Raw genomic sequence first — 14,538 nt, 5'->3', positions numbered from 1 at the left:
GTCATTTCAGGTTCTGGCGCAGCAGCATGGTGCCGCCGCGCTGGGTAAATTCAAGTTGTTTCAGGGCGCTCATACCCAGCAGCACGGTCTGCCCGTCCAGGCCTGGCACCACCAGGGCGCGCACGTTCTGCAGGCGGATATCGCCCAGTTGCAGGGTATCCAGCCGGGTGCGGTAGCCTTCGGTACGGCCATTGGCAGTGCTCAGCATCACCGGGCTGCCGCGCTGCAGGTCCAGGTCCTTGGCCAGCGACTCGGGGATCGCCACGTCGGTGGCGCCAGTGTCGAGCATGAAATGCACCACCTGGCCGTTGATCGCGCCGTCCAGCACGAAGTGCCCCTGGCCATTGCTCAGCAGGCGCACTTCGATGAAACCGTCGCCATGGGACGACTGCACCTGGGTATTCGGGTTGCGCTCATGGTCTTCCCAGTGCCCGAAGAAACGCGTGGCAAGGAACAACCCCGCCGCCCAGGCGAGCATCATCAGTACCTTGCCCGCGCGTTTGCCCGGTGGCTGGCTCATGGCGTGACGCTCCAGCCGCCCTGCGGCGCGTCAAAGCGCCAGACGATCGGCCGGCTTTCGCCATCGGCACGATCACCGTTGTTGTTGTCCAGGCCGATCCAGGCGCCCTTGGCATCGATCACCAGCGCTTCGGCCAGGCCGTACGGCTGGTCGTAGCGGCGTTCCGGCACCAGTGCCTCGGCGGCGAATGACCAGCACTGCTCGACCTTGCCATCGGTGGCATCACGCCGGCACACGCGGTAGGCATTGCGTTCCAAGGTGAACAGCTTGCCCTCGAACCAGGCGAGGTCGGCAAAATCACGCGACAGTGCCCGCGGGTTGGGCATCTGTGGCGGCTGCATCTCGACCCCGGCTTCGCTCAGCAACACGCAGCTGCGCCCGCAGGTCCAGACCGACTGCTGGCGTTCGATGGCCACCAGGCCGCGCCGTTCACGCTCTGCCGCCAGCCACAGGCGATCACCTTGCGGATTGATGGCCAGGCCCTCGAACAGGGCATTGAAGTTCAGCAGCATGCCGCTGGCACGGGCCTGACGCACCATCATCGGGTCGATTTTCAACCACTCCGGCTCACCCCCGTCAGGCAGCTGCAACACCGCCGCATGGGCTTCACTGACCAGGTAGAGGTTGCCCGCCTGGTCACAGGTGATGCCTTCGTAATCAAGCTCGCCACCGCGCACGTAGGACGCTGCCCAGTTACGCGATTTCAACCCCCACGGCAGGCCACTCTCAGGCACCGGCGGTGGTGTGAAGGTCAGCGGCTGCGCGCGCCAGACGGCGTTCTGCTGGTCGAAGCGGTAAATGCGATCGTCATCACGGTCGGAAACACCCCACAGCCCGCCCCGGCATTCGACCAGGCCAGACAGGTTGCCGCCGCGCATGCCCTCGATCGGGTGCTCGGAGGCCAACTTCAGTTCCGGCCAGCTGCCCGCCAGGCTCGGCAGGGCAACCAGCGCCAGGCAGGCCGCGACCAGCAGACGAATCAAACCAGCACCTCAGCCAGGTTGCCTTTGGTTTCCAGCCAGTTCTTGCGGTCGCCGGCGCGTTTCTTGGCCAGCAGCATGTCCATGATCTCGGTGGTGCCCTGCACGTCGTCCAGGGTCAGCTGGACCAGGCGCCGGGTATTCGGGTCCATGGTAGTTTCACGCAGCTGCGGCGGGTTCATCTCGCCCAGGCCCTTGAATCGGGTGACCTGCGGCTTGCCGCGCTTTTTCTCGGCCACTAGACGGTCGAGGATGCCGTCACGCTCGGCTTCATCGAGGGCGTAGTAGATTTCCTTGCCGAGGTCGATGCGGTACAGCGGCGGCATGGCAACGTAGACGTGGCCGGCCTCGACCAACGCACGGAAGTGTTGGACGAACAGTGCGCAGAGCAAGGTGGCGATGTGCAGGCCGTCGGAGTCGGCGTCGGCGAGGATGCAGATCTTGCCGTAGCGCAACTGCGACAGGTCGGCCGCGCCCGGGTCGACACCAATGGCCACTGCAATGTTGTGCACTTCCTGGCTGGCCAGCACTTCGCCGCCGTCCACTTCCCAGGTGTTGAGGATCTTGCCGCGCAGCGGCAGGATGGCCTGGAATTCCTTGTCGCGGGCCTGCTTGGCCGAACCACCGGCGGAGTCACCCTCGACCAGGAACAGTTCGGCGCGCATCGGGTCCTGCCCGGCGCAGTCGGCCAGTTTGCCTGGCAACGCCGGGCCCTGGGTGATGCGCTTGCGCTCGACCTTCTTGCTGGCCTTGAGGCGCCGGCCGGCGTTGCTGATGGCCAGTTCGGCCAGCTGCATGCCCAGCTCGGGGTGGGCGTTGAGCCAGAGGCTGAAGGCGTCCTTGACCACACCGGAGACGAACGCTGCCGCCTCACGGGACGACAGGCGTTCCTTGGTCTGGCCCGAGAACTGCGGCTCCTGCATCTTCATCGAGAGCACGAAGGTGATGCGCTCCCAGACGTCTTCCGGCGCCAGCTTGACGCCGCGCGGCAACAGGTTGCGGAACTCGCAGAACTCGCGCATGGCATCGAGCAGGCCTTGGCGCAGGCCGTTGACGTGGGTACCGCCCTGGGCGGTGGGGATCAGGTTGACGTAGCTTTCCTGAACGCTGTCACCGCCTTCGGGCAGCCACAGCAGGGCCCAGTCGACAGCCTCCTTGTTACCCGCCAGGCTGCCGCAGAACGGCTCGTCGGGCAGGCGCTGGAACTCGCTGACCGAGTCGACCAGGTAGGAACGCAGGCCATCTTCGTAGTGCCACTCGACCTTCTCGCCGCTGGCCTTGTCCTCGAAGCTGACCAGCAGGCCCGGGCACAGTACGGCCTTGGCCTTGAGCACGTGCTTGAGGCGGCTGATGGAAAACTTCGGCGAATCGAAGTACTTCGGGTCCGGGCTGAAGTACACGCTGGTACCGGTGTTGCGCTTGCCGACCGAGCCGACCACTTCCAGCTCGCTGGCCTTGAAGCCATCGGCGAAGGTCATCTGGTACTCGTTGCCGTCGCGTTTGACGCGCACGCGCACCTGGGTCGACAGGGCGTTGACCACCGAAATGCCCACGCCGTGCAGGCCGCCGGAGAACTGGTAGTTCTTGTTAGAGAATTTACCGCCGGCGTGCAGCTTGGTAAGGATCAGCTCAACGCCTGACACGCCCTCTTCAGGGTGGATGTCCACCGGCATGCCACGGCCATCGTCGCTGACTTCCAGCGAGTGGTCGGCATGGAGGATGACCTGCACCGAACGGGCGTGGCCGGCCAGGGCTTCGTCGACACTGTTGTCGATGACTTCCTGGGCCAGGTGGTTAGGCCGGCTGGTATCGGTGTACATGCCCGGGCGTTTACGCACCGGGTCGAGGCCGGAGAGGACTTCGATGGCGTCTGCGTTATAGGCGCTAGCGCTGGGATTGGCCATGGATTCTCGTCGTCAGTCTGGTGAATGCAAAAAAATCAAAATACAGAAAAATCGAGCGCCGCATACTGCTGCCGGGCAATACCGGCGAAGGCCAGCAGGCCTGGCAGCTGCTCGGCAAAGCCCTGGAAGCTGTGGTCGCCACCGGCCTGGATACGCAGGGCGCAAGCCCGGTAATAATGCTCGGCGTGGCGGTAGTCCAGGGTTTCATCGGCGGTCTGCAGCCACACTTGATAGCGGCATGGGTCGGTCGGTGCCGGCACTTCCAGTTCGGCCAGGGCCTGCACATGGTCCAGGGTCAGCTCCCAAGTCTCGCCAGTGTAGTGGTTGCGCTGGGTACCCAGATAACCGTCGAAGCGCTTGTGCGGGGTGACTGCCGGGTTGACCAGCAGGGCTTTCAGCCCGTGGCGCTCGGCCAGATGGGTGGCATAGTAGCCGCCGAGCGAACTGCCGACCAGCAGGGGCGCCCCGAGCTCGGTGATGGCAGCTTCGAGCTGGACCATGGCCTGGCGAGGGTGGTGGTGCAGTTCCGGAACGCGCAGCTGCTGCGAAAGGCCCAACTGCTGCATCACCGCCGCGAGCTGGCGCGCCTTGGTGGAAAGCGGCGAGCTGTTGAAGCCATGGATATAGAGGATGGAACCCGACATGCTGCCCCCGGAATCTGTGGCTTCGCGCCCGATGGTGCGGGCGCAGGGACGCGCAGTGTAGCGCGTTCGCCGGGTTTTGGCGCCGCGGCAGGGATTTAGCAACAAATTCTTCAAGAGCTGGGGCGCGCAGCGGCCCCAAAATTTTCAGTATCCCGGACTATTGAAGTCGAGCCTGACTTCGAAGTCTCTGGCCCGCTCTACTCCAGTCTCAACTCGCCCATCGGCATGCAGGCGCAGCCAGCGATAACCCGGCTGCTCTTCGCTGACCTTGAAGTCCTCGCTGCCCGCCGCGAACTGGATGCAGGTCGACGGCGTGGCCAGCAGGCGCAAACCATCGCGCTGTTCATCCCATTCCTGGTGAATATGCCCCCAGAGCAACGCCTTCACCTGTGGATAACTGTGCAACCGCTGCAGCAGTTCATCGGCATTGCGCAATCCGATCGGAGCAATCCAGGCGCAACCGATATCCACCGGCTGATGGTGACAGCACACCAGGCAATGGCGTTCGCCGGCCGAGGCCAGGGCATCATCGAGGGTCGACAACTGGTCCTGTTCGAGCAACCCATGGGTAGCGCCCTGCACCGCCGTGTTGAGCATGACCACGCGCCAGTTGCCGATGTCGGTCACCGACTGCACCAGATCCGGCGCTACCTCGGCCATGACCTTGGCTTCATCATGGTTGCCCGGCAACCAGCGAGTCGCTACGGCAAATTCGCCGGTCAGCTCAACGAACGCTTCATACGAAGCGACACTGCCATCCTGGGACAGGTCACCGGTGCACAACAGCAAGTCGACACGCGGCTGCTCGCGACGCACCTGGGCCACCACATGGCGCAGGCTGTCGCGGGTATTGAGGCCCAGCAAGGTGCCCGCCGGGTTGGCGAACAGGTGGGCGTCGGTCAGTTGCACCACATGCACGGGCGCAGGGGAAGGGTCTGGGTGCGGCAACGGCCGTCTCCTCGAACGGATTCTGCACGAATTATGGCGCTGGAATGGTTGCGAGCAAACACTCGAAACCGACCCAGGTCACATTTCAGCGCACACTTGCCAGTTCGTGGCCGCAGGCCAGGCAATGGCTGAGCCATTCGCCGAGGAACAGATTGAGCTGCGCCTTCTCGTCCGGCTGGTGCATGGCCTCGTTGGGGTACGGGTAGATGCTGCGCAGGCGGCGGGTGTGCTCGGCGCTGATCACTTCGGCCATGCGCGCATCGTGATACACCTGCACCTCCAGGTGCGGCACCGGCAGCCAGGGCAGGCTGTGCTCCTGGCGTACCCGCAGGGTAGTGGTGTACGGGCAGGCCAGCAGCACATCGAGCACCAGCACACCGAGCATCTGGTCGCCCTGGGTCATGCCGATGCGCCGCGAACTCTGGGTGGTACGCATATCGGGCAGCAAGCGCATGAGCCGGGCATAGTTGGCCTCGCAGGCTGCTTGCAGCCCGGCCAGGTCGACCCGATAACGCTCACGCAAGAGGTTCACTTCCACATACCTCGAACTTCATCTTTGTTCAGCGCCAGCCACTGCAGGCTGATGATGGTCGCCGCGTTGCAGATTTGACCATCGCGTACGGCCTGAATTGCATCGTCGAATGACCACACGCGTACGCGGATGTCCTCGCTTTCTTCTTCCAGGCCATGCAGCCCACCCGCGCCTTCACTGGTGCAACGGCCGAGGTACAGGTGCACGTACTCATCACTGCCGCCGGGTGAAGGGAAGTAACGGGTGATCGGCCACAAGGCGCCTATCGCCAGCCCGGCTTCTTCCTCGGCTTCACGATGCGCGACCTCTTCCAGCTCTTCTTCCCTGTCGATCAGCCCGGCGACCATCTCGATCAGCCAAGGGTTGTCGACCTTGCCCAAGGCGCCGACACGAAACTGCTCGATCAGCACCACTTCATCGCGCAGTGGGTCATACGGCAGCACACAGACCGCATCGTGACGCACGAACAGCTCACGGCTGATCTCACCGCTCATGCCACCGGCGAACAGTTCATGGCGCAGCTGCACCTTGTCGAGCTTGTAGAAGCCCTTGAAGCAGTTGTCCCGCTTGACGATCTCGACCGCCTTGGGCACCGAATTCAACGTGTCTGACATGGAAATCCTCATGACCTCAGTTACCGCATCGCGCCATCCTACTCTGCACGGTTGCCCGTTTCACCCCTTTCCGGCAACCGTTCGCGCACTCGGGACAGCACGTCTTCACTCTGATAGCTTAGTGGCGAACTGAAGGCCGCGCAGACGGTCAAAGGCCGACTTTTCCCTGTTCTGCAAGGATCACCATGACACTTGTCAAACTGACTTCCGTGGCCGTGCTGGCACTCGCTCTGGGCGCCTGCCAGAGCCTGTTCGCACCCAATTACCGGACCCCGCTCGAGGTCAAGCGTGATGCCTGGGAGCACGTCAAGCCCGGCTGCAGCGCCAGTGACTGCCCGCTGGTGAACATCGACACCGTGCACTTCCCGGCCCAGCCCAAGCTCGATGCCATCGTCGAAAAACGCCTGCTGCAGCTGACCGAAGATAATCAGCATGGCACCGCGCCAAGCACCCTGCAGGCCTACGAGCAGCAATACCTGGCCACTGCCGACAAGCGCAACAGCAGCTACCTGCAAGCCAAGGTACGCGAGCAGCATGACGGGCTGGTGATCATCGAACTGTCGAGCTACCTCGACAGCGGTGGCGCCCACGGCATGCCGGGCCGCGGCTTCATCAACTACTCGCGCAAGCTGGACAAGGTGCTGACCTTGCAGGACATGCTGGTGCCAGGCCAGGAGGAGACCTTCTGGAAGACCGTGGAAGCGTCGCACCAGGCCTGGTTGATCAGCGTGGGCATGGACAAGGATGCCGAGTTCGTCAAGACCTGGCCCTTCAAGCGCTCGCCACACATCGCCCTGACGTACGGCGCGCTGGTGGTGAAGTATGAGGTCTATGCCATCGCGCCCTACTCCATGGGCCACGTGGAACTGAAGATCCCTTACCCGCGCCTGAACGGCGTGCTCAAGCCTGAGCTGTTTCCCGGCCGCGGCTGAAACTCAGCAGGCCATGCAGCCCACCTGCCAGCAGCAGTGCTGGCAGGGTAGCCCCCAGCTCCGGCGCCTTGGCGGCGATCACATGATAGGCCGCCACACCCACCACCCAGGCCAGCAGCGCCTGCCAGTGCAAGCCACCGATCTGCGTCGGCAGACGACGGCGGCGGATCACGTAGTGGTCCATCAGCACCACGCCGAACAGCGGTGCGAACACCGATCCGATCAGCAACAGGAAGTTCTCGTACTGGGCCAATGGCGCCAGCAAGGCGATCAGGGTGCATAGCACACCAATGGCCAAGGCCAGGTGCTCGACTTTCAGTGGCAACAGCACGCCACTGGAAACGGCAGCCGAGTGAATATCGGCAAAAGCCTTTTCCGACTCGTCCAGCAGGATCAACAGCAGTGGGATGCCCATGCCGGCGCCTGCCAGCGCAAGCAGCAGCGCATTGACTTCGCCGCTTGCGGCAAAGGCCAGGGTGTACGCCACGCCCAGGCTCATCAGCCAGGTGTTGCCGATGAAGTAGCCCAGGACGGTTCCGCCGAATACATGTTTGCCGTTACGGGCGAAACGCGAGTAGTCGGCGATCAACGGCAACCATGACAACGGCATCGCAATGGCGATGTCGAAGCCCACGGCCAGCGACATCGAACCATCCCCGGCGCGGTTCCACAGCTCGGCCAGGTCGGCCTTGGCGAACAGGTTCCAGGTCAGCCACAGGCACGCCCCCAGCAGCAGCCAGATACCCCAGGCACGCAGCACCTTGCGCACGAACGCCAACGGGCCGCTAACCGCCAGCAAGGTGGCCAGGCCACCGAAGCACAGTGTCCAGAGCATCGGGCTGTTCCAGGCACTGTCTTCGCCGAACGCCCGTGCACCCAGCAGGCTGGCGGCGTCGCGCATGACGATGATCTCGAAGGCGCCCCAGCCTACCAGTTGCAGCAGGTTGAGCAGTGCCGGCAAGCGCGCGCCATGGCTCCCCAGGCTCAGCTTCAGGGTGCCCATGGCCGACAGGCCGGTGTCACTGCCGATGACCCCGGCAGCGCCGAGCAGCAGCACACCGACACCAGTGCCAAGGGCGATGGCCAGGATTGCTCCGGCCAGGCCAAGGCCAGGGGCCAGCATGGCGCCGACCTGCAGGACCATCAGGCCGATGCCGAGGGAGAACCACAGCGAGAACAGGTCACGGGCGCCGAAGATGCGCTGGTGAGTGGGGACCGGGTGGTCGGGGGAGAATTGGCTGGGTGATGTCATGTTTGGCGCTCGCCGGCAATGTTGTTGGTGTTCTTGGCGAGGACTGCGTCCTCGAATCGCGACACAAGGCCGCTCCCACAAGAACTGCGCAGACCTTCAGCCTTGCGCGATCCCTGTGGGAGCGGCCCCTGCGTTCTTACACTTTGTGGTACAGCTGGCTGCCTTCCTGGCGGAACCGTTCGGCCTGCTCGCGCATGCCTTGCTCGACCGTCACGTCCACGGCCTCGATCTTGGCCGCGTATTCACGCACTTCCTGGGTGATCTTCATCGAGCAGAACTTCGGCCCGCACATCGAGCAGAAGTGCGCGACCTTGGCCGATTCCTTCGGCAGGGTTTCGTCGTGGTAGGCACGCGCAGTGTCCGGGTCCAGGCCGAGGTTGAACTGGTCTTCCCAGCGGAATTCGAAGCGTGCCTTGGACAAGGCATTGTCACGAATCTGTGCGCCCGGGTGGCCCTTGGCAAGGTCGGCAGCATGTGCGGCGATCTTGTAGGTGATGATGCCGGTCTTGACGTCATCCTTGTTCGGCAGGCCCAGGTGCTCCTTGGGCGTGACATAGCAAAGCATGGCGCAACCGAACCAGCCGATCATCGCCGCACCAATACCGGAGGTGATGTGGTCGTAACCTGGGGCGATGTCAGTGGTCAGCGGGCCGAGGGTGTAGAACGGCGCCTCGTCGCAGCATTCCAGCTGCTTGTCCATGTTTTCCTTGATCAGTTGCATCGGCACGTGACCAGGGCCTTCGATCATGCACTGCACATCATGCTTCCAGGCGATCTTGGTCAGCTCGCCGAGGGTTTCCAGCTCACCGAACTGGGCGGCATCGTTGGCGTCGGCGATCGAGCCTGGGCGCAGGCCATCGCCCAGCGAGAAGCTGACGTCGTAGGCCTTCATGATTTCGCAGATCTCGTCGAAGTGCGTGTACAGGAAGTTTTCTTTGTGGTGCGCCAGGCACCACTTGGCCATGATCGAGCCACCGCGGCTGACGATACCGGTGACCCGCTTGGCGGTCAGCGGCACGTAGCGCAGCAGTACACCGGCGTGGATGGTGAAGTAGTCCACACCCTGCTCGGCCTGTTCGATCAAGGTGTCGCGGAACAGCTCCCAGGTCAGGTCCTCGGCCACGCCGTTGACTTTCTCCAGTGCCTGGTAGATCGGCACGGTACCGATCGGCACGGGCGAGTTGCGGATGATCCACTCGCGGGTTTCGTGAATGTGCTTGCCGGTGGACAGGTCCATGACGGTGTCCGAGCCCCAGCGGATGCCCCAGGTCAGCTTGGCCACTTCTTCCTCGATCGAAGAGCCCAGGGCACTGTTGCCGATGTTGCCGTTGATCTTCACCAGGAAGTTGCGGCCGATGATCATCGGCTCCACTTCCGGGTGGTTGATGTTGGCCGGGATGATCGCGCGGCCACGGGCGATTTCCTGGCGAACGAATTCCGGGGTGATTTCTTTCGGGATGTTGGCACCGAAGCTGTGGCCGGCGTGCTGCTCGTTGAGCAGGCCGGCGGCGCGGGCTTCCTGCAGCTTCATGTTCTCGCGGATGGCGACGTATTCCATCTCGGCGGTGATGATGCCCTGGCGGGCGTAATGCATCTGCGAGACGTTGGCGCCAGCCTTCGCCCGGCGCGGGTTGCGCACGTGGGCGAAGCGCAGCTTGGCCAGCTCGGCATCGTTCAGGCGCTGCTGGCCGAAGTCGGAGCTCAGGCCACCCAGGCGCTCGGTGTCACCGCGCGCGTCGATCCACGCCGAACGCACGTCGGCCAGGCCTTTGCGCACATCGATGATGACGTTGGGGTCGGTGTAGGGGCCAGAGGTGTCGTAGACCAGTACCGGCGCATTGCTTTCGCCGCCGAAGTCGGTCGGGGTGTCGTCCAGGCTGATTTCACGCATGGGCACGCGGATGTCCGGGCGCGAGCCCTCGACATAGACTTTGCGCGAACGCGGGAACGGTTGCACGGACTGCTGATCGACTTGCGCCGATTCGCTGAGGTTGATCGTTTTTTCTTGTTTGGTCATCACAGGCTCTCCAGACGGCTTCCTAGCAGTGGAATGTCGGGGTGAACCTGAAAGACGTGGACGCACCCGTTGACGGGTGCAGTGCCGGATATGGGGGTGCCTGAAGCTGCATGCAGCTGCGACATTCCCGGACCTGGCACAAGAGGCTCCCCGGGAAGGCGAGCAATCTTGTTCCCTACGCAGGCGCTAACCTGATCAGGTTCAACGGGATCCGCACCTCTGCGATCTCAGCCTTTGCTTCAAGGCACCCCGACAAGAACATGCGCAGTCTAGACTGGAGTGGTCGGCAAAGCCAAGCGGGTAAAACGCAGGGGAGATGAAAGGCGCAACCTATGATTGTTGGCGGATGCGCATGGCACTACACTGGCCCGTCGCTCGATACTCAACAGTTCAGTAATTAAATTTCGTACAAGGATTGCCTTTATGCTGCGCAAACTTTCACTGGCGATTGCCGTGTCTTGTGCGTCCAACGGAGTGGTCTGGGCAGCGGACATGCCCACGACGGTAAAGACCGATCTGGTCAGTGTTTACCAGGAAGCGGTCGACAACAACGCCGATCTTGCTGCCGCCCGTGCCGATTATGGCGCCCAGAAAGAAGTGGTGCCGCAGGCCCGCGCGGGGCTGCTGCCAAACCTCTCGGCCGGTGCCGAGATGCAGAATACCCGCACCAAGCTCGACCAGCCTTCGACGACCATCAACCGCAGCGGCAACAGCTGGAGCGCGACCCTTTCGCAACCGATCTTCCGCGCCGATCGCTGGTTCCAGCTGCAGGCTGCCGAAGCGGTCAACGAGCAGGCGGCACTGCAACTGTCGGCAACCGAGCAGAACCTGATCCTGCAGACTGCGCAGGATTACTTCACCGTGCTGCGGGCCCAGGACAACCTGGCGGCGACCAAAGCCGAGGAAGCAGCGTTCAAGCGCCAGCTGGACCAGTCCAACGAACGTTTCGACGTCGGCCTCTCCGACAAGACCGACGTGCTGCAGTCCCAGGCCAGCTACGACACCGCCCGGGCCAACCGGATCGTCGCCGAGCGCCAGGTACAGGATGCCTTTGAAGCTCTGGTCACCCTGACCAACCGCGAATACAGCTCGATCCAGGGTGTTGTCCACACACTGCCGGTCAAGGTGCCGACCCCCAACGACGCCAAGGCCTGGGTGGAAACCGCTGGTCGCCAGAACCTCAACCTGCTGGCCACCAACCACGCCGTTGCCGCTGCCGAAGAAACCCTGCGCCAGCGCAAGGCCGGCCACGCTCCGACTATCGATGCGGTGGCCCAGTACCAGAAAGGCGACAATGACAACCTTGGTTTCAGCAACTCGGCTGCCCTGCCCAATGTGCATTACAGTGGTGACGTGGAGCAGACCACCGTCGGCCTGCAGCTGAACATCCCGATCTACAGCGGTGGCCTGACCAGTTCGCAAGTGCGCGAGGCCTACCAGCGCCTGAGCCAGAGCGAGCAGCAACGTGAAAGCCTGCGCCGCCAGGTGGTGGAGAACACCCGCAACCTGCACCGCGCGGTGAACACCGATGTGGAGCAGGTGCAGGCGCGCAAGCAGTCGATCATCTCCAACCAGAGTGCGCTGGAAGCCACCGAGATCGGCTACCAGGTCGGTACCCGCAACATCGTCGACGTGCTCGACGCCCAGCGCCAGCTGTACACCTCGGTGCGCGACTACAACAACAGCCGCTACGACTACATTCTCGACAACCTGAGCCTGAAGCAGGCTGCAGGGACCTTGAGCCCGCAGGACCTGCAGGACCTCAAGCAGTACCTGAAGCCGGACTACAACCCGGACAAGGACTTCCTGCCACCGGACCTGGCGGCCGCCTCGGCCAAGAACTTCGAGCGCAGGCCTTGAGACAGATGTTGGCTTCTTCGCGGGCAAGCCCGCTCCCACAGGTGAGGCGAAGGTCTTAAGCCTTGCACTGTACCTGTGGGAGCGGGCGTGCCCGCGAAGCAGTCAACACAATCATCAGCTGAGAAGCTTGCCCAGCCCATCCAGCAAGCGCTGCAAGGCGCCCTGGTTGGCCTGCATCACCGCCCTGCCCGCCTCGCCCATGCGCTGCGCATCCTGCGGCAGCTCGATCAACCGCCGTACCGCTTCGGCCAGCCCGTCGGCATCATCGACCTGCTGCAACGCCCCCGCCTCGCGCAGCATCGCGCTGATTTCAAGGAAGTTGAACACATGTGGTCCCATGAGCACCGGCAATGCTAATGCCGCAGGCTCCAGCGGGTTATGGCCGCCCGTGGCCACCAGGCTGCCGCCGACAAAGGCGATGTCGGCCAGGGCATAGAGGAACAGCAACTCACCCATGGTGTCGCCAAGCAGCACCTGAGTCCGGGCATCCACCGGCGTGCCGGCAGAGCGGCGCACCGTGGCGAACTGCCCGGCGCACAAAGCATGTACGGCATCGAACCGCTCAGGATGCCGCGGTACCAGGATCAGCAGCGCATCACCATGCACCTGCAGCAACTGCCGGTGCGCCTGCAGGATCAAGGCATCCTCACCCTCATGGGTGCTCGCAGCGATCCACACCGGGCGCTGGTCGGCGCCCCACTGTTCGCGCAATGCCTTGGCACGGGGCGGCAACTGCTCGTCGATTTTCAGGTCGAACTTGATCGAGCCGGTCACCTGGACGCACTCGGGGCGAGCGCCCAGATCACGGAAACGCCGGGCCTCGGTTTCGGTCTGCACGGCAATCAGGCTCATCTCACCCAGCATCGGCCGGGTCAGCTTGGCAAAGCGCCCATAGCCACGGGCCGAGCGCTCGGAGAGCCGGGCATTGGCCAAAGCCACCGGAATGCGACGCCTGGCGCACTGGTGGATATGGTTGGGCCATAGTTCAGTTTCCATGATGATGCCCAGGCGCGGGCGCACATGGTCGAGAAAGCGCCCGGCCGCCCATGGCAGGTCATAGGGCAGGTAGCAGTGCTGGATACGCGGCTCATCGGCGAACATCGCGCGGATACGCTCTGAGCCGGTCGGGGTCATGCAGGTGAGCGTGATCGGCAGGTCCGGGTAGGCCTTGAGCAGCGCACGTACCATCGGGGCGGCGGCAATGCTTTCACCGACCGACACCGCATGCACCCAGATTCCGCCCTGGCGCATGGCCGGCAGGTTGCGGGCAAAGCGCTCGCCGATGCGCTGGCCGTAGGCCGGTGCCTTGCGTGCGCGCAGGTACAGGCGCAGCGCAACCAGCGGCAGGCCCAGGTGAAACAGCAAGGTATAGAGTGTTCTGTTCATGGCCGCGGAGTTTACCCGATCGCGCGCAGGTGCACCGCAAAGCGCTCCGCCAGCCATTGCGCAGCAGGGCCCAGCGGCTCATCGCGGCGCCAGGCCAGTTCGGCCACCAGCGCGGGCGGGCGCCATTCGCTGTCGAGCTCGACCATGTGCGCCTGGTAGGTCGGGTATTGCACCACATGCCGCGGCAGCCAGGCCCAGCCCAGGCCACGCATCAGCAGCTCGGCCATGGCGTAGAAGCTGTCGGCACGCCAGACTTGCGGGCTGATTGCCTCGCCGCCGGGGTAACCGCTTTGCTGCGGGGTGATCAGCAATTGCCGATGGCGGGCCAACTGCTGGCGGGTAACCTGGCCTTGGCTCGCCAGCGGATGCCCAACCGCACAGACCGTGACCATTTCCACGCTGCCCAACGCACGACGCTCCAGTGATGCCGGGATGCTTTCGTGGTGAAAGAACAGCCCCAGGTCGGCGCGGCGCTCGGCCAGCTTGCGGGCGACATCGCCCTGGGCGCCACTGGCCAGTTGCACCTCCAGGTACGGGAAACGGCTAGCCAGTTCGTCGAGGCTGTCGATCACTGGCTGATAAGGCATCGCCTCGTCCTGAGCCACCCGCAACAGGGCTTCCTGGCCTCGCATCAAGGCCAGGGCACGGCCATCGAGGCGTTCGCACTGGCGCAAGAGTTCGCGGGCATCTTCGAGCAGCGCCGTGCCATTTTCAGTCAGTTTCGGCTGGCGCCCGCTGCTGCGCTCGAACAGCGTGACACCGAGGTCAGTCTCCAGCAGGGCGATGGCATTGCTGATGGCCGACTGTGCCTTGCGCTGTTCGCGGGCCACCGCAGAAAACGAGCGCAATTCGGCGACACGCAGAAAGGTGCGCAGTTGTTCAAGGTCCCATTGTTCGGCCATCAACCCATCTCCACATCAGATAGGTAATGACTTTACCGCATCTGGGT

General features: G+C 63.6%; 13 protein-coding genes and 1 riboswitch. Of the genes, 2 read left to right on the top strand and 11 right to left on the bottom strand.

What is annotated here, in order from left to right; all coding sequences use genetic code 11:
* Nucleotide 1: 1 nt before the first annotated feature.
* The 7 genes from N430_RS04725 to N430_RS04695 form a co-directional block, all read right to left on the bottom strand.
* Nucleotides 2-520, bottom strand: coding sequence for a TIGR02281 family clan AA aspartic protease (locus N430_RS04725; RefSeq protein ID WP_110633441.1), 519 nt, complete (start codon nucleotides 518-520; stop codon nucleotides 2-4).
* Entirely contained in the window at nucleotides 517-1,503 is a 987-nt protein-coding gene (locus N430_RS04720) for an esterase-like activity of phytase family protein (RefSeq protein WP_110633436.1), read from the bottom strand. The genes N430_RS04725 and N430_RS04720 overlap by 4 nt, the downstream gene beginning before the upstream one ends.
* Entirely contained in the window at nucleotides 1,500-3,404 is a 1,905-nt protein-coding gene (gene parE, locus N430_RS04715; RefSeq protein ID WP_110633433.1) for a DNA topoisomerase IV subunit B, read from the bottom strand. The genes N430_RS04720 and parE overlap by 4 nt, the downstream gene beginning before the upstream one ends.
* A 35-nt stretch (nucleotides 3,405-3,439) precedes the next feature.
* The gene (locus tag N430_RS04710; RefSeq protein WP_110633430.1) at nucleotides 3,440-4,048 is read right to left on the bottom strand and encodes a YqiA/YcfP family alpha/beta fold hydrolase; all 609 of its coding nucleotides are present in this window, start codon (nucleotides 4,046-4,048) and stop codon (nucleotides 3,440-3,442) included.
* 144 nt (nucleotides 4,049-4,192) lie between these two features.
* Complete coding sequence (gene cpdA, locus N430_RS04705) at nucleotides 4,193-4,996, bottom strand: 3',5'-cyclic-AMP phosphodiesterase (RefSeq protein WP_110633427.1); 804 nt, start codon at nucleotides 4,994-4,996, stop codon at nucleotides 4,193-4,195.
* A gap of 85 nt (nucleotides 4,997-5,081) precedes the next feature.
* Nucleotides 5,082-5,534 (bottom strand): DUF1249 domain-containing protein, encoded by a 453-nt coding sequence (locus tag N430_RS04700; protein WP_054887887.1) that lies wholly within the window; start codon nucleotides 5,532-5,534, stop codon nucleotides 5,082-5,084.
* On the bottom strand, nucleotides 5,525-6,142 hold the full coding sequence (locus N430_RS04695) for an NUDIX domain-containing protein (RefSeq protein WP_110633424.1): 618 nt from the start codon (nucleotides 6,140-6,142) through the stop codon (nucleotides 5,525-5,527). The genes N430_RS04700 and N430_RS04695 overlap by 10 nt, the downstream gene beginning before the upstream one ends.
* 185 nt (nucleotides 6,143-6,327) lie before the next feature.
* On the opposite strand from N430_RS04695, the gene N430_RS04690 reads away from it, so the two are divergent.
* Entirely contained in the window at nucleotides 6,328-7,074 is a 747-nt protein-coding gene (locus N430_RS04690; RefSeq protein WP_110633421.1) for an RsiV family protein, read from the top strand.
* On the opposite strand, the gene cytX is transcribed toward N430_RS04690, so the two are convergent.
* Together cytX and thiC are read right to left on the bottom strand one after the other, a co-directional pair.
* Complete coding sequence (gene cytX, locus N430_RS04685; protein ID WP_110633418.1) at nucleotides 7,043-8,326, bottom strand: putative hydroxymethylpyrimidine transporter CytX; 1,284 nt, start codon at nucleotides 8,324-8,326, stop codon at nucleotides 7,043-7,045. The genes N430_RS04690 and cytX overlap by 32 nt on opposite strands.
* A 136-nt stretch (nucleotides 8,327-8,462) precedes the next feature.
* Nucleotides 8,463-10,343 (bottom strand): phosphomethylpyrimidine synthase ThiC, encoded by a 1,881-nt coding sequence (thiC, locus tag N430_RS04680; protein WP_110633415.1) that lies wholly within the window; start codon nucleotides 10,341-10,343, stop codon nucleotides 8,463-8,465.
* Between the two features lie 155 nt (nucleotides 10,344-10,498).
* Nucleotides 10,499-10,605, bottom strand: a riboswitch (TPP riboswitch).
* A gap of 161 nt (nucleotides 10,606-10,766) precedes the next feature.
* On the opposite strand from thiC, the gene N430_RS04675 reads away from it, so the two are divergent.
* The gene (locus N430_RS04675) at nucleotides 10,767-12,203 is read left to right on the top strand and encodes a TolC family outer membrane protein (RefSeq protein ID WP_110633412.1); all 1,437 of its coding nucleotides are present in this window, start codon (nucleotides 10,767-10,769) and stop codon (nucleotides 12,201-12,203) included.
* Nucleotides 12,204-12,317: 114 nt separating this feature from the next.
* On the opposite strand, the gene waaA is transcribed toward N430_RS04675, so the two are convergent.
* The gene (gene waaA, locus N430_RS04670) at nucleotides 12,318-13,589 is read right to left on the bottom strand and encodes a lipid IV(A) 3-deoxy-D-manno-octulosonic acid transferase (RefSeq protein ID WP_110633409.1); all 1,272 of its coding nucleotides are present in this window, start codon (nucleotides 13,587-13,589) and stop codon (nucleotides 12,318-12,320) included.
* Between the two features lie 11 nt (nucleotides 13,590-13,600).
* Entirely contained in the window at nucleotides 13,601-14,491 is an 891-nt protein-coding gene (locus N430_RS04665) for a LysR family transcriptional regulator (protein WP_110633406.1), read from the bottom strand.
* Nucleotides 14,492-14,538 lie beyond the last annotated feature (47 nt).

Origin of the sequence: Pseudomonas sp. CC120222-01a, assembly GCF_003097235.1 — a bacterium.
GTDB lineage: Bacteria > Pseudomonadota > Gammaproteobacteria > Pseudomonadales > Pseudomonadaceae > Aquipseudomonas.
The sequence above is the reverse complement of the archived record's forward strand: the minus strand, read 5'-3'. Positions and strand labels throughout refer to the sequence as shown.